This window comes from Campylobacter sp. MIT 21-1684, from assembly GCF_026241315.1.
Taxonomy (GTDB): Bacteria; Campylobacterota; Campylobacteria; order Campylobacterales; family Campylobacteraceae; genus Campylobacter_D.
The window spans coordinates 86440-103515 of record NZ_JAPHNA010000003.1; the positions used below are offsets into that span (position 1 = coordinate 86440).

A 17076-nucleotide genomic window follows, 5' to 3' on the forward strand; every position below is an offset into this window, starting at 1 on the left:
TCCTAAATAAGTACTGCTAAAGCTGTAAGCAAGAGATTGAGTACAGCAAGGGGCAGTAAAATCATATAGCACATTTTCATCACCTGATCAGGACGTAATTGCGGAAATGCAGCTCTTGCCCAAAAATACCAAAAGAAAATAAAACTTGATTTTACTATCATCATAATAAAACCGGGTATTATCCAAAAATCATTAAAACCACCTAAAAATAAAAGAGTTATTAAGATAGCGCCTGCCATCATAGAAGTGTATTCGCCTATAAAAAACAAAGCCCATCGAAACCCTGAATATTCTGTACCATAACCTGAAACAATATCGGCCTCATTTTCACTTAAACATAACGGAGTTCTATTTGTCTCTATGAAAAGAGCTATAACAAAAAGTACAAAAGCTAAAGGCTGCTTAAAAATAAGCCAAGAAAAAAATCCATCATTTTGATATTCATTTATATCAATTAAAGAAAAGGAACCAACAAGCATCACCACAGCTACTAAGGCTAAAGCTCCAACACTCTCATAAGAAATAATAGCTACTAAACTTCTTGCAGCTCCTATGATTGAATATTTATTATTACTCGCAAGCCCACCTAAAAACACAGCATAAAAACTCAATCCGGAAGTACCGATAACAAAAAGCAAAGCCACGTTAATATCAGCGATAATAGGCTCAATAATCCTGCCAAAAAGTGTAAAAGTAGGAAGCATAGGGATAGCAGCTAAAGAAACAAAGGCACAAATTGCTGCGATAAGAGGAGCAAGAGCAAAAATAAGTTTTTGAGAATTATAAGGTATAATGTCTTCTTTTGTAAAAAGCTTTATCATATCGGCTACAAGCTGAATAAGTCCAAAAGGACCTACCATATCAGGACCTATTCGTCTTTGAAAATATGCTAAAACTTTTCTTTCGGCATAAGTAGCAAAACCTGCTAAAGTAGCAAAAACAGCAAGAACTATCAAACATTTTATAAATGTTTCCAAAGCAAAAAAGCCAAATTCACTCATTATTTGCTCCTACTTTTTGTATTGTTGCAAGAGTAAATCTTTCTTCAAACAAACTTAAAGTATCGGTTTTTTCATCAAAATAAGGCAAATAGGCTCCATTTTTAATATCCTTGTCAATACGAATACAAAGCTCTAAAGTTTTCTCTTTCATACCAAGTTTTACTCGCTGATTTTCTTCTAATTTCTTTTCTTTTGCTATGGTTTCACTGATACCTAAAAAAAGCTCTTCTTTTAAAGCACTTGCACGATTTGAAAACCTTCCAAACTGGTAACTTGGATTTGCGCTATAAAGTAAAATTTCATTTGAATTTTCTTCAAGAGTTTGCGAATTTGGAGCTTCAAATTCTGCTTTAGCTTCCTGTTTGAAACAGTCTAAATGCAAAAGATACCCTCTTTGATTCTTACCCCCATTCGTATAATAGTTGTCTAAATTATCAAAATCAACGGCGATAAAACCTTTATTTGTAGGAAGTTTTTTTGTGTAATTGATCGTGTATTCTTCATTAAAACCTAAAGCATTCGCAAGATCATTTAAGAAATATCCATCAAATTCAAGGGCTGCATTAGTAGGAACTACTCTTTTATCATAATTGACAAAACTTCCTTCTTGCTGGTTTAAACTTGAACTTGCCAAATCAGCATTGTGTTCATATGAAAAGCTAAAATCACCTTGTTCATTATAACCTAGAATCTTGCCTTCTTTAGGATGATGTGCCAAATCACAAAGAAGTGCTACACCTAAAGTATTTGTAAAGGTTGGATTGAAAAATACTTTGAAAGCAGTTGTTTTTTGTATCAAAGCTAAAAGTTTAGCAAGTTTTTTTGCATTCTTGTGAAAGTAAAAATCGCTTCCCACAACAAAAGTAAATTTCGTTTTCTTTAGCAATAAATCTTCTAGTTTATCTTCATTAATTCCTAAATTTTTTGCAAATTTTGAACGCAATATTTCTCTATTTTTCTTTATTTTTTTCGTAACGACTTTTTTAACTTCTTTTTGAATTTCATTACCCTGCTCATCTTTTTCATTTACTAGTTCTGTAAGTTCTTCATTAACACTCTCTTCTACTTCCTTATTTTCAGTAAAGAAAAATTCACTTAAAGCCGCTTTTATCGTTTCGTCATTGCTAAACTTTTGTAATAAAAAATATAATATTTCTTCTTCAATTCCACTTTTATGAGTGTGTGAAATAAAATTTTTTGAGTATTTTTCCACTCCGCTATCGTGAAGAGGATGAAAATACAAACCCGAACCCTTATTCATTACCAAAGCATTATTTATTTTATAACTAAGAGTTGGCGCATCATAACGTAAAAGGGTTCCTGCTACCACTAAAAAATCACTTTCAAGCACATCATCACTTGTAGCATTATAAAACTCTCCGGCATTTGCGATAAATTCATCTAAAAATTCTTGAAATTTTAAAGCCTCATTGTTTATCAAATGGAGGTCATATTTTGTTTTAAGATTTTGCAATATTAAAGCTTCTTCATTTGTAATGAAACTGTTAAATTTTATATTTGTAATTTCTTTTTCCTTCAACAAAGCTACTAATTTTTCAAAAGCTATTGCGTCTTTGCTTGCCTCATTTTGCGTATCAAAGCCAAATCTCGCAGCCTTATTTAAACTTGCAAAGGCAAAATCATTGCTTACTCTGTAAATTTTTGGACTTTGATTTGTAATACTCGTTTGCTTAATGTCATAATACATTAATTCACAATCACTTGAATGCGGATTTGAAGCTGGAATTCTTTTAAGTTCCCAAATATTTGAAGTGTATTGGAATTTTAAACCTATTAAAGCTCCTGTCGGGCACACGCTCGTACATTCTCCACAGAAAGAACAATCAAGAACTTCGCCATTTGCAGGAGCAATTAAACTTTTTTGAAATTTAGTCCAAATAGCATAAGCATCTTTTCCCATACTTTCTTTAAAAACATTATCAACTCCATCACCTCCTCTTGGAGTTGTTTTTAAAGCACTTTCACCTATTTTGTCTTTACAAACAGTAACACATCTTTCGCAAACTATACATAAAGCTGGATCATAGTTAATAAAACCCCAATGTTGGTGTGGTTTGTGTGTGTCTCTTACCCAATATTTCTGCACATTCACTCTCGCTTTATGGGTAAAATTTTGCAACTCACATTCACCTGATTTATCACATACTCCACATTCTAAAGGATGATTGATACAATAAGCACTCATTATTTCATCTCTCTCATCCCACAAATTCCGCAAATCACTCTCTACAACCATTTTGTCTTTCGCTTTAGTGTTACACGAATAAACTTTTTTTCCATCAGCCTCTACCATACACATACGACAAGCCAAAGTCGGGCTACAGCCATTGAGATAACAGATTGCGGGAATGAAAATGTCATTTCTTCTCGCTATGTTTAAAATATATTCGCCATCTTCAAAATCACATTCTTTACCATTTATTGTAATTATCATTTGCTTCCTTTATGCGAATTTGATTAAAATCATAGCCTTGATTTTCATAATGCAAAAAACCTATTGTACCTTGCAAATTTTCATCTAAAAGCAAGGTAGTTTTCAAACTAAAATCTTTAGAAGAAAGCTCTACCGTGCTTTCATTTTTACATTTAGAAAGCTGTAAAAACTGCTTTGAACAATGAAGAGCTTCATCTTGCAAATTTGCTTTGAAAAGTACTAAACCATCGTAATTGTCAAGCTCTTTAAGCTTTGTAGAACGCGCTGTTTTAAAATCACATTGCAATTCTTGAGTATTAAGGATTGTCAAGGCGAATTTTTCACTTAAAAAATGCAAACAATACTTTATATTTTCACTATCTTTATGAAAAGCAATATTCTCATCTATAATAATATATTCTGCTTTATACAAAAAGTCTATAATTTCATCTGCTTCTTCTTCACCAAAACACGATTCAGCGCTTAAATATCCTTCATCTAAATCTTTAAATTCACTCTCTCCTGTCATTTTACACAGCAAAGCTAAAACAAAACTAATGCTTGCAATTTCACATTTATAATGTTTTGCTTTAAGCTTTCTGTCTTCTAAACACGAGATATTAACACAGCTTGGAGCGATTTTCTGACAGAGTAAAGGGTTTTTTAAACTCAACATATCAACACAGCACAATGCTCTTTCATAAATCATTGTACTACCTTTTTGATTACTATAGTCCAATCGACTTGATTAAATTTTAAAGAATTCAAAAGTTCGCAGTTTTGCTCTTTCACAAAACTAAAACTTCTTTCAACACTTGAAAAATCACCTATTTCAAAAAGCACTACCAAAACCTCACCATTGTAAGCTTCTTTAATAATTTGTGCCAAATCCACAAAAAGATCTTTGCTCTTTCGCAAATCTACACGTCTCATCTGTCAATCTCACCTAAAACAATATTAATATTTCCCAAAATAGCAATAACATCAGCTAAATAAGCACCTACAAGCATTTCTTCGCAAAAAGCACAGTGCCAAAAACTCGGCGTTCTTGCCTTTAGCCTGTAAGGTCTGCTGTTGCCATCTGAATGAATAAAAAAGCCAAGCTCACCTTTTGGACTTTCAGTAGGCACATACACTTCGCCTTTTGGAGGTTTTAAACCTTGAGTAATTAATACGAAATGCTGCATTAAAGAATAATTTTGCGTAAGAATCTGCTCTTTTGAAGCACTTACATATTCAGGATGATTTGATAAAAGCTCTAAAGGTGTATCTTTGTAAAGTACTGCACACTGTTTTAGTATAGAAAGGCTTTCTCGAAATTCTTGCATATATACTTTATACCTTGCATAGGAATCTCCTTGCGTAGCATAAGGTACGCCAAAATCAACCTCATTATAAAGAAGATAAGGCTCTTCTTTGCGTAAATCATAGCGCACTCCACAAGCCCTTAAAATAACTCCGCTACAACCCCAATTTAAAGCTTGTTCTTTGCTTACAACACCGACATTCTCTGTTCTTAAACGCCAAATTCTATTATCATCAAGAAGATTTTCATAATCTTGAATATCTTTTGGAAATTTTTCACAAAAAGCTAAAAGTTCGTTCAAAAAACCTTCAGGCAAATCAAGCATAACCCCACCTATTCTCATTGAAGAATGTGTCAGTCTTGCCCCACAATATTTTTCTATCAAATCAAGCACATACTCACGTTCTCTAAAACAATATAAAAATACAGTCATAGCACCTATATCAAGTGCGTGAGTTGCAAGCCAAAGCAAATGAGAGGCTATGCGGTTAAGTTCCAAAAGTATCATTCGTATGACAGCAGCTCGTCGTGGAATTTCTAAACCGCAAAGTTTTTCAACAGCAGCGCAGTAAGCATAATTATTTGCAGAAGCGGCGATATAATCCATTCTGTCTGTTGTAGGAATAAATTCTTGATAAATCATATTTTCAGCCATTTTTTCCATACCACGATGCATATAGCCTATCATAGGTCTTGCTTTAACCACCTGTTCACCATCAAGCTCTAACACAAGACGTAAATTCCCGTGTGCCGAAGGATGTTGTGGTCCAAGATTAAGTATCATCTTTGAGTCTTCGCGCTCAAAAACGACATTTTCATAATAAGGTTTTAATTTACTAGGAATTTGCATTTAAGGTCTCTTCTCTAAAATTTTTGCTTCTTCTCTCTTTGCTTTTTTAACAAAAACAACGCCTTCTTCCTCTTGATATTCCTGTTTAAATGAAAGCTCTTGCTGCTGTGCGCCTTTTTCAACTTCGTGATAAATTCGCGAAAAATGTGAGGAATCTTTGTCATCAACAAAACCGGGATCTCTTTGCTCTGGTCCAACTACTTTTCTGTATTCTTTTCCAAAAATTTTATCAATCTCATACCACTGCGCAAATTCATCACCTTTTAAAGGATAGCTTTTTAAAAGAGGATGTCCATACCAATCATCAGGCATTAAAATTCTTTTCAAATTTGGATGATTGATAATGAAGATTCCAAACATATCATACATCTCTCTTTCACTCCAATTTGCACCTTTAAATATATGACTTATACTTTGCAATCTCTCTTTCATACCCACAAAGGTTTTCACTCTTACTCTTGCTCTTTTTTGCAAATTTAAAAGCTGGTAGAACACTTCAAAACCATTTTTACTTTCTATAAAATCAAGAGCGCTTGCTTCAGTAAAAGAACAATATCCTAGTTCTTTTAATGCTTTTAAAGTGCTGACATTGTCCTCTTTTGCAATTTCAATCACCCAAAAATCAAGCTCGATAAAAGAGTCGATAAGAGTAATGGAATTTTTGAGAATTTGAAAATCCTCTTCAAACTGACTGCCTTCTATCACAACTCTTGCAACTTGAGGAGCGTGATAAAATCTGTCTTTATAATAATTTTGAAGTTGGGCATTTTTCTTGTCTGCATACCGTCTCATCACACTAGCCTTTTTGGAAGTATTTTACGACTTGCTTTTTGCTTACGAATTTTTTTCTGCAAAATCATCAAGGCAAATTGAAAACTTTCAGGACGTGGGGCGCAACCGGGTACATAAACATCAACAGGAATAATCCTATCAACACCTTGAACTGTAGAGTAGGTATTAAACATACCACCCGTATTAGCACAACTTCCCATAGAAATAACCCATTTTGGATCAGGCATTTGATCATAGAGTCTTCGTGTAAATTCGGCATGCTTTTTGCAAAGCGTACCAGCTATTATCATCACTTCAGAATGTCTAGGACTTGCACGAAAAATAGTACCAAACCTATCAAAATCATACCTTGAACCACCAGCTGCCATCATTTCAATCGCACAACAGGCTAAACCATATGTTAAAGCCCATAAAGAATTACTCCTACCCCATTGCACAAGTTTATCGACTGTAGTTAAAACCACAGGCAAACCGCTTGCATAACTCACCTGATGCTCTGCCATTGAAATGCTCCTTTTTTATATGCGTATAAAAAGCCTATGCCTAAAAGCACGATAAAAACAAAAATTTCTAAAAGCCCAAACCAACCTAAATCTTTAAAAATTAAAGCCCAAGGGAATAAAAATACAACTTCAATATCAAGTAAAATAAAAATTAAAGCAACGATAAAAAATTGTGAATTGATTTTATTTGCTTGTTTTACTGGAATAGGACCACACTCATATGCCCCAAGCCCTAATTTTCTACGATTTTTGGAAGCTAAACTATTGCCAATCTTGGAAGCTATAAAGGTTAAGAGAAAAAAAATAGCACTTGCAAAAACCAACATTAAAAATATACCGAAATAAGGGTGTGATTCAACCGTATGAGTCATTGATACTCCTTGTTTGAAGCTAAACTTTGCATTCGCTGTCTGTGAATATTCTACTTTAATTTTCCTCTATAAAAACTTAATTATAAAATAATTTTAAATTAAAGTTTGATTTTATAACAAGAAAAATTCTCAAAAAATTCGCTTTGATGAGTGATAAAAATATAAGAAATTCTCTGTTTGCTTTGATAATTTTTCAAAAATTGTACAATCTCACACACATTTTTTATATCAAGAGAAGAACTTAACTCATCTAAAATTAATACAGATGGTTGCAGAAGTAAAGCTCTAATAAGCCCTACTCTCATAGCCTCCCCGCCGCTTAATTCTAAAGGCTTTTGTTGGAGAATTTTTTTTGGTAATTGAAAAATATCAAAGAAAGTATTTATGCATCCTTCATCTTTAGGCAAAGCAAAATTGTCAAAGCCATCAAGAAGTAAGGAATGGACTTTTCTATAAGGATTTAAAGCAAGTTTTTGATCTTGAAAGATATATTGGATTTCTTGACGTATTTTCTTTTGCATTCGTGCTTCTAATTTGTGGATATTCTTTTGTTTATACAAAACCTTGCCTGTGCTTGGGGTTTCTAAAAAACACAGAATTCGTGCTAAAGTACTTTTTCCAGCACCACTCTTGCCAAGCAACATTAAATTTTCTCCACTTTTGAGAGTAAAGTTAATCTTTTCAAAAACCACTCGTTGTTCTTTTTTACAATACCAATGTTTTCGCATTTCATAAATTTTACTAAGATTATTCACTTCTAACATACAATTCCTTATACAAACGACTATAAAAAGTGTCTTGTTGAAAAAAATCACAGGTGTTCATATTATGGAGTATTGTGCCTTGTTGTAGTACTAAGACTCTATCGCTTAATTCTTTTGCTATTTTCAAATCGTGAGTAGCAAATATACAAGCTTTATTTGCTTTTATATTTTTAAGAATTTGTACAATTTTTTTTGTATTTTCCTCATCTAAAGAAGAAGTGATTTCATCGCAAAGTAAAAACTTAGGCTCACACACTAAAGCAAGGGCTAAACTAACGCGTCTTGCCATACCAACGCTGAGTTCAAAAACATAAGAATGCCATAAAAGCTCTAATTCTGCAAAACCTAAACTTTCTAAACATTCAAAAGCCTTTCGTTTGCGCTCTTTTGTATTCAAATTTGTGTGCGTTTTTAAAAGCAAATGAAATAAAGCTCCCACATCAAGATAAGGATAGAGGCTTAACTGCGCATCTTGTAAAATTAAAGCAAGCTCACTTCTTAAAACACGCAACTGACTTTTTGAAAGTTCTAAAACCTTTTTTTCTTCAACACAAAATGTATCAGCTCTAAGATGAAAATTAGAATTTAAAAGCCTTGCTAAAGCTTTTAACAAAAGACTTTTTCCCGATCCGCTTTCACCCAAAAGAGCAACAACCTCACCTTTTTTCACAGAAAAAGAAATTTTTTCTAACAATGTTGTACCTCTAAAACTTAAAGAGAGGTTTTGAATTTTCATACCCTCATACCCCATATTTTTTGTAAAGAATTGGCAAGCCATAGTAAAGGTAAAATAAGGATTAAAAGGATTAAAAGAGGAAAAAGTATCATCCACCACGCTCCTATAAAAACAGCCCTTTGAGAATCACTAAGCAAAGTACCTAAACTAGGAATTTCAAAGCCAAGTCCCAAACCAAAAAAACTCAAAGTTGCTTCTGTATTGATAGAATGTACAATATGAAACAAAAAAAGCACAAAAAGCAATGACAAGCAGCTTGGCAGCAAATCCTTAAAAAAAAGTTTTGTTTTTGAAGCCCCGAGCACTAAAGCAGCTTTGTAAAAATCTAAATTCTCATTTTTTTTCATCTCACTTTCCACTACTTTGGCTACAAAACTCCAATGTGCCAAAGCAATGAGAACAATCATTTTCAAAGCACTCGATTCAAAAAAACTTTGAAAAAACATCAACAGAAGCAAAAAAGGCAAAGCAAGGCAAAGATCTAAAATTCGCATAAAAAAACTATAAAAACACAGACGTGCAAGCAAAACATAAGCACAAGCAAAAAGTAGGGTTAAAAAAGAACTTGCTATCCCTATAAAAAGGGAATTTCTTAGGGCAAAAAGCAGTCTGGAAAAAAGATCGCGTCCAAAAAAATCTGTACCTAGAATTTGCTTTCCATTTGGAGCCAAATGCAAGGCGTTTAAATCAGTAGCATTTACAGAAAAAGGAGCGATGACAGGAGCTAAAAGTGCAAGAAGAATTAAAAGAAAACAGGGACCTAAAATGAAGAAAAAACGTATGCTCATATTATATTTTTAAAGTGGGATTAATCATCTTGCAAAGTACATCAGCACTCAAAGTAAAAAAACTTGTTATAACAACACTAAAAAATACTAAACACAATACCACAGGAATATCTTTGAAAAGGATACTCTGCACAAATAATGTCCCAATTCCACCATAAGAAAAAACAGATTCCACAATATAAGCATTCATCATAAAACTTAAAGCATTTGCACCAAAATACGCTATTATAGGATTTAAAGCGTGTTTTAAAACCAAAAGATAGATAGAACTTTCCTTTAAACCTCGTGCGTACAAATTTAAGGTAAAAATATGACCAAAACTCTCATTAATACTCGTTCGTGCCACTCGCAAAAATAGCGCTAAATGCGACAAAACAAGTACAGCACTTGGCAAAATCAAATGCAAAAAGCGGTTGAAAAGATCGTTTTCAAAACCTATATCACTTGCTCCTGAAACAGGCAGTATTTTCCATAAAACACCAAAACAAAGAATAGCAAGCAAAGACAGAGCAAAAGGAGGCAAAGCAAAGAAACTAAAAGTAAGAAAAGTGATACATTTTTCAAGCCAAGTTTCTCTATAAAAATACCCTAAAAGAGCAAGAGCAAGACTGAAAACAAACAAAAGTGCTAAAGAAAAAAAACTTAAAATAAAAGTCTTTCCTATATGTTCCTTCAAAAGCAAACTTACACTCTCTCCACTCAATAAAGACACACCAAAATCACCTTTAAAAGCTTTTAAAAGCCAAGTTGAATACTGATGTAATAAAGATTCATCAAGTCCAAGATTGTGCTCTATCCTTTGTTTAAATTCTAAACTTACAGCATTTGTTCGGCTTGCAAATGCCACGCTACCTTTTGAAAAAGACAGCATCATAAAACATAAAAAAGTGCTGAAAAAAGCAATAAAACAAATATAAAAAAGCCTTTGAAGCACTACCTCTTTCTCCACTCATAAATATTCCAAGTAAAACCCATTCCGTGATGTCCTAAAAGACGCGGTTTTATGCCTTCTATATTAGCTTGATGTACTAAAGCAAAGTCTAAATATACAAGAAAAAGAAAAGGCGGATCTTTATGCAAAGCGTGTATAAATTCAGCGTAGTATTTCTTTCTTTGTTCTGTATCTAAAGAAGTTCTAGCTTTTTCTAAAGCTGTATCGACTTGTTTATTGTGATAATGTCCAAAATTCCAACCATTTGCATTAATCTTAGAATCTTGAGAGCTCGAAAAGACTCTATAGGTATGTAAATCAGGATCTTGCGGACTTCCCCAACCTATAACAAAGCTATCAACGATTGAATAATCAAAACTCCCCGAAGGTTTTGGCACAACTATAGTGCGTACACCAAGTTTTGCAAACTCACCTTGCAAAATTCCAGCTAAAATAACTCGTAAAGGCTCATTACTCATAGCATAGATGCTAAATTCGAAAAGTCTCCCGTCTTTTTCATACTCTCCTTGTGCATTTTTACTAAAACCAGCCTTTTGAAGTAAGTCTTGACTCTTTTGTATGTCATAATCAAATTTTTCAAAAGAATCAGGACTTGCCCACGAATTTTCAAGAGGCTGTGAAGCAGCAAAACCATAATTATGCAACACATTCTTTACTATGGCTTGCCTATCGATAGCATAATTCAACGCAAGACGTACAAGAGGATCACGTAAGAATTCATTGTCTAAATTAAACATCAAAGCACGGTAATCAGCTGATTTTTCCTTTACAACGCGAAAACGGGAATCGTTTTGAAAAGCATTTAACAAAGAAACATCAACAAGAGCTGCATCGAGTTTGCCATTTTTAAGTTCTGCACTTATCACAGAGGGTTCAAAGAGTTCTTTTACAATAAGCCTTTGGGTTTGTACTTGTGCTAAATGATAGCTTTCATTTGCCTCAAATTCCAAATACTGACCTTTTTTCCACTGCACGAATTTGTATGGACCTGTGCCTATTGGATTTTGATTAAAGGCACTAGTGTTTAAATTTTCATTTTCAAGTAAATGCTTTGGGAGAATTCCTTCGCTTAAGGAGTCTAAGAAAGCTGGGTAGGGTTGTGAGAGTGTGATTTTTATCGTGAAAGGATTGAGAATTTGTATCTCTTTTATATATTTGAAGTTCTCATACAAAGACGAATTGTTCTTTGGATTCTTAAAAGCCTCAAGGCTAAATTCAACATCACTTGCACTAAAGGGTACTCCATCGTGCCACAGCACATCCTCACGCAAATACAACTCATATTCTAAGCCATCTTTACTTATTTTCCAACTCTTAGCCAAATCCCCTTGAAGATTCATCTCCTCATCAAAGCGCGTTAATCCTGAAAAAACAAGAGCTATAAGCGAATCGTGATCCTCGCTAAAGAGCGGGTTAATACGACTTGTTTGATTTGGCACAGCAATAGTAAGTGTCTTAGCATAAAGTATAAAAGGGAGCACTAAGAGAAGAAAACGCAACATTCAAACTCCTTTTCTTTTTGCTAAAAAGTATAAAAGAAAATTCAAAAGAATACAAGCCCCCTATGGGGATAAATGTTGCAGAAACTAAACCTTATACTGCAACCCGCAAAAAGCGGGTTAGCAACAAATTGAAGGCATCAAGCCTAAGTCTGGTATTACAAAACTACTTTCATAGGCTTGTAAAGCAAGACTTTGAGCATTCTTGGATATGCTTTTTAAAAGACTCGTTTTTGGCTTTTTTCTTTTCAGAAAGAAATTTTGTTGAAACAAAATTTCTTTCAAAAGAATGATTTTTAATTTTTAAAAAACAATTTATTGTTTTAATTGAATCAGAGTTTGCAACATCTGATCACTCGTTGAAATAGTCTTAGAATTTGCCTGATAACCTCTTTGTATGATGATAAGTTCAGTTAAACTTCGGCTTAAATCCACATTGGACATTTCAAGGGCTGATGTTTTCATCTCTCCTTTTCCACCAACACCCGCTTCGCCTACAACAAGATCACCACTATTTGCGGTAAGTTTTAAAAGGTTGTTTCCTATTTCTTCAAGTCCTGAATTATTTGCAACACTCCCCATTGCTATTTTTGCAACAGCAAAAACTTTTCCGTTAGTAAATTCACCAAGAATATTTCCTTTCTCATCAACACGTAAGGCTTCAGGTTTGAGATTCCCTGAAGTATATCCATCTGTGGCTTGATTTGTCAAAGCTGAAGCAGAATTTGAGCTTACAAGCCCATCATTACTTCCACTTGTTCCAAAAGAAAGTCTTATAACTTGATTTGGTGCGGCTCCATTGTTTGGTGAAAAATTCACTGTTCTTGGTGTATAAGAGGCAAGAGAACCATCATTGTTAAACCTTGCACTTCCTACAATAATGTTTGTAGGACCTTCTCCGCTTGTGTTAATTTCAGCTGGCTCAGGAACACGGATAATCATTTGCCATTCATTCCCACCATTTTGAGTCGTAGTTTTTTTCACAAATTGTACTTCCAAAGAATGCTTACTGCCCAAGGAATCAAAGACTTCAAGACCAGCAGAAAAAGCGCTTAATTTTAAAATTTCACTTTGCTTTGTTTGCCCACCAGCAGTCAAAGGACCATCAAAACCTTTGAAAATTCTTACAAATTCTTCATTTGTACTCACTGTGCCTTGTTGATTGCTAAAAGTTGTGATATTAAAACTCATATTTTTAGCACCTACGGTAGTAGCATTTGCTCCTATGAGACCTGCAGGAGTTGTTGTATCTCCTGCAGGATTTGCAAAGACAAAATTTCCGCTTGCATTCACCACCACAGTAGCACCAAAATTGAGATCATCTGTTCCAAAAGTTCCACTTCCATTATAATCAACCCCATACCTTGCATCTCTTTGCAAAAGCTCACGCAAATCCTCAGTTGTTCTAAAAGTCCTTGCGGTAGTATTAAGCAAAGAACCACTATTTACAGCATTCCACAAATTGAGATCTGCTTGAGTTGCACCATTTTGTCCAACAACTGGAGCATTTGCACCATTTCCCACAAAAGCTGGACCGCCATTTAAATCTTTCATAGGATCAAGAGTAACAGGACTTGAACTATAAACATACTGATGGGCTGTGATAACTTGTACATTTCCAACTCCTGCTACTGCATTACTATTATTATTTCTTGTATAACCATTTTTAGCAGTACCACCATCAGCTGTCCATATACTTACAGAGTTCACTGGAATACCACCCGCTTGAGTATTACTTACTTGAGTTTTATTTGCATAATTAAAGGTTTGTGTAGGAGCTGTATAGTTAATAGTAAATACTTCACCCGCTGTGTTAGTAGGCAAAACGGTGAGATTGATGTTTTTCATATTGTCTGTTGTGCCATTTGAATTATCATTGACAAAATTGATCGAACTTCCATCAGCACTTTTAACCGCTCTTACTCCTGTCCCATTTCTTGTGTCTGTTGGGGCAGTAAAAGTGTTGATGAAAGCAATAGCACTATCTATGCCACGAATGGAATTGTTTTGAATACGCATACCGTTAATTGTAATATCAAGCGTGGTTGTATCATCAGAATTTCCCCAAAAAACTGCTGTTTGGTTTTGAGCTAAATTGACATCAAAGGCATTCACACCAACTCCATTTGTATCAAAAGTCGCATCTGCATAACTCACCCAAATGCCCTGCCCTTCTCTTAGACCAAGACTTGTGCCTGCACTATTAAAAAGTGAAGCTGCATCGATACCTTTTTCTGTAACTTCTATCGAATTTTTTGAAGTAGTGTAAAATTGAGTTATACCCTCATCATTTTCATCTTTGATTTCACTTGTCCTTGAATTCCAACCGTGAATAGAATCAAGAGCATAAAGGGGAGTGCTTTTTGTACCTATATTGCCACCGCTATTAAGATTTGCTTTGATTGAAACTTCGGTTGATTGAGCTGCTGGGATATGCATACCCGGGTCGATAAAAATATTCTGTGCTGAACGAGAGCTGTCTATACTTTGACTATCCCAGTTGATATTCCAACCTTGTACAACAAAACCTGAATTATTTACAAAATTTCCAAAAGCGTCAAGTTTAAAATCCCCATTTCTTGTCAAATATCTTGTTGAACCCCCATCATCACTCACTATAAAAAAGCCATCTCCATTAATAGCTACATCGGTATTTTTATCTGTAGTTTGTACAGAACCTTGAGAATGGATTCGTGTTGTTGAGCTTACCGTCATACCAAGTCCTATTTGGAGTGGATTTTGCCCACCTCTGCCATCAGTTGGAACAGTAGCAATTTTTTGAGTTTGACTGAATATAGTGCCAAAATCAGCACGAGAATACTTATAACCACTGGTGTTTACATTTGAAATATTATTTCCTTCAACATCCATTGCAATTTGATGTCCTTGAAGTCCGCTTACACCAGACCAAAGTGATCTCATCATAGTAAATCCTTTTTAAAATATTGCTTCGCAAATGCGTTAGAAAATGAAAAGCAAGTTTCATTCCAATTTTTACAATCTACAAGTATTTTTTGAAAAAATTAATATATTTTTACTAAAAAGACGGGATTATTGGTTATAAAGTAACTTTGTTATAAGTGTATCTTTGAAAAGTTGTATTTGCTAGTGAATATTTTGAATTCTTTATAACAGACAGATTGGGTAAAATTCAATAGTAAAAAATGCGTTACAACCGAAATGAAAATATGAAAGGTTCAAATGGTTTAGGTGCAGCCTATTTCTGTATTATTCTATTTTTTTCTTTTTCACTCTCTCCTTTTACTATTTTTGTGTTATAAGATACATATTTGGAATCTTTAGAGCAGAAAAAAGCAGATTTTTTTCTGTGGCAAGTTTTTTACCTCTTGTTCTAATTTATTTCATCTATCTTTTTTACTCTATTTTAATTTGGTTTTTTTAATACAATCTCTCAAGGTATAGAAAGCAATCTAGCAAGAGAGCCTTTGTAGCATAGGAAAGAAATAAAGGTAGATTTGTGTTATAATGTTACTATGAGTAAAAAAGAGAAACAAAATTAACATTTGAAATTTTAAACACATTGGTTGCTATATTTACCACTGCCCTTTTTGGTATTTTTAGCTACGCAACTATAAACTATCAAAAAATTGATATATTTCAAGGTGTAAGCATTGTATTGGGAATTATAATATTGCTGATTAGTTTGTATGTGATGACAAAAAAGATAATTAAAGTATTAAATAAAATTGAGGAGCTGGAATGATTGGTTTATTTGTCGCTGGATTTGCCTTGTTAGCATTTTTTGTATCTATTTTAATGATTGTTAAAATGCTGGATAATGCATAATTAAGGCTAAAGAGGAATTAGAGTAATGATTAATGGAATTATTTTAATTGGGTTAAGTCTTATTGCTTTTTGCACTTGGTTTTTAGGTAAAAATTTGATAAATTAATCAAAATTTTAATTTAAAGATTTGTTTTTTGTTTCATTGAATTAATGAATGAAATAAAAACTTAAGTCTTTTTACACTTTTTAGAGAGGAAATAAGAAAAATCTTTTTTCAAAACTAATAACCGCCTTCTGTAAGACTCTACCATAAGGATTTACCGCCCTTATGGTAGTTTTTATCCATTAACATCAACTCCAAAATTAATTATTTAATATGGTCAAAAATATTTTCCATTATAGTTTAAAAATCTTAAAAAAAAATTATTCATTTATCAAATAAATTTCTATCTTTTTCTTTAAGCTTAATCTATTCGATTTCTAGCTCTTTCATTTTTATTTTCAATTCAATTTCTCTAATACTTAATTCTTTTTCTTTAATACTTAATTCTTTTTCTTTATTTTTTTCTTTTAAAAGTGCAATTTCTTGTTCTTTAGCGAAATCAATTTCTTTAATTTCTTGTTCTTTAGCGAAATCTGATGGAATATTTGACAATTCAATTTGTTTTTGAGGTGTTTCCGCTTCTATTTCAGCTTCAATAGCTACATTTTCCTTTCTGTCTGTATCTACAAGTACATCAAGTCGTTCAACGCCTTGCTCATCTACATAATTTTCTCTTTTAACAATTTGAATATCTTCTTGATTAGGCAATCCCTCATAAGCGGTAATTGTCTTGATTTCCTTTTCCGCAGTATAATTAACAAAATCATAGTCTATTGTAAGTTGCTGTCTTTGTTTTTCTATTGTATTCCATTCACCCTGTCCAAACAAATAAGAATTTAAGAAAAAAATATAACCTCCAGCTCTTTTTTCTCGTTTAAAAATTTTTTTCCTAACAAGCTCCGCAATACAATTTGAAATAACTGCACGAGAAGTTTTTAGTTTCTCACACAATTCAGCTCTAAAAATACCATCTAAAACAACTTCATTTGTACCATAGGTAACTTTTTTTACTAACACTTGAGCTAATACCTCTTGTGATTTTCTCGTCAAACTAACAATAACACTAAAATTTTCAACATAAAGAAGCATAAACTTCTCTCTTTTCTTTCTACGAAGTCTTCGTTGTTCAATAACTTCACCTGTCTGCATATTTACACTAGAAGTTTTTCTAGTTAAAATTTTCAAATTACCAATATCCATAAAAACTCCTCAAATAATTTTTATGCAATA

Annotated in this window: 15 protein-coding genes; all 15 read right to left on the bottom strand. The window is 33.3% G+C overall.

Annotated elements, in window-relative coordinates:
* Positions 1-2 precede the first annotated feature (2 nt).
* Positions 3-1001, bottom strand: a complete 999-nt coding sequence (gene nuoH, locus OQH62_RS02120) for an NADH-quinone oxidoreductase subunit NuoH (RefSeq protein WP_266013170.1) — start codon at positions 999-1001, stop codon at positions 3-5.
* The gene (locus OQH62_RS02125) at positions 994-3456 is read right to left on the bottom strand and encodes an NADH-quinone oxidoreductase subunit G (RefSeq protein WP_266013172.1); all 2463 of its coding nucleotides are present in this window, start codon (positions 3454-3456) and stop codon (positions 994-996) included. Before OQH62_RS02125 ends, nuoH begins: the two co-directional genes overlap by 8 nt.
* Positions 3434-4144 (bottom strand): hypothetical protein, encoded by a 711-nt coding sequence (locus tag OQH62_RS02130; RefSeq protein WP_266013174.1) that lies wholly within the window; start codon positions 4142-4144, stop codon positions 3434-3436. Before OQH62_RS02130 ends, OQH62_RS02125 begins: the two co-directional genes overlap by 23 nt.
* A complete protein-coding gene (locus OQH62_RS02135) occupies positions 4141-4368 on the bottom strand; it encodes an NADH-ubiquinone oxidoreductase subunit E family protein (protein WP_266013176.1) in 228 nt (75 codons plus the stop codon). The genes OQH62_RS02130 and OQH62_RS02135 overlap by 4 nt, the downstream gene beginning before the upstream one ends.
* Positions 4365-5591, bottom strand: a complete 1227-nt coding sequence (gene nuoD, locus OQH62_RS02140; protein WP_266013178.1) for an NADH dehydrogenase (quinone) subunit D — start codon at positions 5589-5591, stop codon at positions 4365-4367. Before nuoD ends, OQH62_RS02135 begins: the two co-directional genes overlap by 4 nt.
* Positions 5592-6386 (bottom strand): NADH-quinone oxidoreductase subunit C, encoded by a 795-nt coding sequence (locus OQH62_RS02145; protein ID WP_266013180.1) that lies wholly within the window; start codon positions 6384-6386, stop codon positions 5592-5594.
* Complete coding sequence (locus OQH62_RS02150) at positions 6383-6886, bottom strand: NuoB/complex I 20 kDa subunit family protein (protein ID WP_266013182.1); 504 nt, start codon at positions 6884-6886, stop codon at positions 6383-6385. The genes OQH62_RS02145 and OQH62_RS02150 overlap by 4 nt, the downstream gene beginning before the upstream one ends.
* A complete protein-coding gene (locus OQH62_RS02155; protein ID WP_266013184.1) occupies positions 6868-7257 on the bottom strand; it encodes an NAD(P)H-quinone oxidoreductase subunit 3 in 390 nt (129 codons plus the stop codon). The genes OQH62_RS02150 and OQH62_RS02155 overlap by 19 nt, the downstream gene beginning before the upstream one ends.
* Positions 7258-7355: 98 nt before the next feature.
* Positions 7356-8021, bottom strand: coding sequence for an ATP-binding cassette domain-containing protein (locus OQH62_RS02160; RefSeq protein WP_266013186.1), 666 nt, complete (start codon positions 8019-8021; stop codon positions 7356-7358).
* Positions 8005-8757 (bottom strand): ATP-binding cassette domain-containing protein, encoded by a 753-nt coding sequence (locus OQH62_RS02165; protein WP_266013335.1) that lies wholly within the window; start codon positions 8755-8757, stop codon positions 8005-8007. The genes OQH62_RS02160 and OQH62_RS02165 overlap by 17 nt, the downstream gene beginning before the upstream one ends.
* Positions 8754-9545, bottom strand: coding sequence for an ABC transporter permease (locus OQH62_RS02170; RefSeq protein ID WP_266013188.1), 792 nt, complete (start codon positions 9543-9545; stop codon positions 8754-8756). Before OQH62_RS02170 ends, OQH62_RS02165 begins: the two co-directional genes overlap by 4 nt.
* A gap of 1 nt (position 9546) precedes the next feature.
* On the bottom strand, positions 9547-10479 hold the full coding sequence (locus tag OQH62_RS02175; protein WP_266013190.1) for an ABC transporter permease: 933 nt from the start codon (positions 10477-10479) through the stop codon (positions 9547-9549).
* Complete coding sequence (locus OQH62_RS02180) at positions 10479-11999, bottom strand: ABC transporter substrate-binding protein (RefSeq protein ID WP_266013193.1); 1521 nt, start codon at positions 11997-11999, stop codon at positions 10479-10481. The genes OQH62_RS02175 and OQH62_RS02180 overlap by 1 nt, the downstream gene beginning before the upstream one ends.
* A gap of 312 nt (positions 12000-12311) precedes the next feature.
* Positions 12312-14921 carry a flagellar hook protein FlgE gene (gene flgE, locus OQH62_RS02185; protein ID WP_266013195.1) on the bottom strand — a complete coding sequence of 870 codons (2610 nt, stop codon included), beginning with the start codon at positions 14919-14921 and terminating at the stop codon, positions 12312-12314.
* A gap of 1291 nt (positions 14922-16212) precedes the next feature.
* Positions 16213-17046, bottom strand: a complete 834-nt coding sequence (locus OQH62_RS02190; RefSeq protein ID WP_266013197.1) for a hypothetical protein — start codon at positions 17044-17046, stop codon at positions 16213-16215.
* Between the last annotated feature and the right edge of the window lie 30 nt (positions 17047-17076).

What these genes read in the sequence shown, in the direction of transcription:
- nuoH (WP_266013170.1), bottom strand. Translation starts at nt 1,001, where the DNA reads ATGAGTGAATTTGGCTTTTTTGCTTTGGAAACATTTATAAAATGTTTG.
- OQH62_RS02125 (WP_266013172.1), bottom strand. Translation starts at nt 3,456, where the DNA reads ATGATAATTACAATAAATGGTAAAGAATGTGATTTTGAAGATGGCGAA.
- OQH62_RS02130 (WP_266013174.1), bottom strand. Translation starts at nt 4,144, where the DNA reads ATGATTTATGAAAGAGCATTGTGCTGTGTTGATATGTTGAGTTTAAAA.
- OQH62_RS02135 (WP_266013176.1), bottom strand. Translation starts at nt 4,368, where the DNA reads ATGAGACGTGTAGATTTGCGAAAGAGCAAAGATCTTTTTGTGGATTTG.
- nuoD (WP_266013178.1), bottom strand. Translation starts at nt 5,591, where the DNA reads ATGCAAATTCCTAGTAAATTAAAACCTTATTATGAAAATGTCGTTTTT.
- OQH62_RS02150 (WP_266013182.1), bottom strand. Translation starts at nt 6,886, where the DNA reads ATGGCAGAGCATCAGGTGAGTTATGCAAGCGGTTTGCCTGTGGTTTTA.
- OQH62_RS02155 (WP_266013184.1), bottom strand. Translation starts at nt 7,257, where the DNA reads ATGACTCATACGGTTGAATCACACCCTTATTTCGGTATATTTTTAATG.
- OQH62_RS02160 (WP_266013186.1), bottom strand. Translation starts at nt 8,021, where the DNA reads ATGTTAGAAGTGAATAATCTTAGTAAAATTTATGAAATGCGAAAACAT.
- OQH62_RS02165 (WP_266013335.1), bottom strand. Translation starts at nt 8,757, where the DNA reads ATGAAAATTCAAAACCTCTCTTTAAGTTTTAGAGGTACAACATTGTTA.
- OQH62_RS02170 (WP_266013188.1), bottom strand. Translation starts at nt 9,545, where the DNA reads ATGAGCATACGTTTTTTCTTCATTTTAGGTCCCTGTTTTCTTTTAATT.
- OQH62_RS02180 (WP_266013193.1), bottom strand. Translation starts at nt 11,999, where the DNA reads ATGTTGCGTTTTCTTCTCTTAGTGCTCCCTTTTATACTTTATGCTAAG.
- flgE (WP_266013195.1), bottom strand. Translation starts at nt 14,921, where the DNA reads ATGATGAGATCACTTTGGTCTGGTGTAAGCGGACTTCAAGGACATCAA.
- OQH62_RS02190 (WP_266013197.1), bottom strand. Translation starts at nt 17,046, where the DNA reads ATGGATATTGGTAATTTGAAAATTTTAACTAGAAAAACTTCTAGTGTA.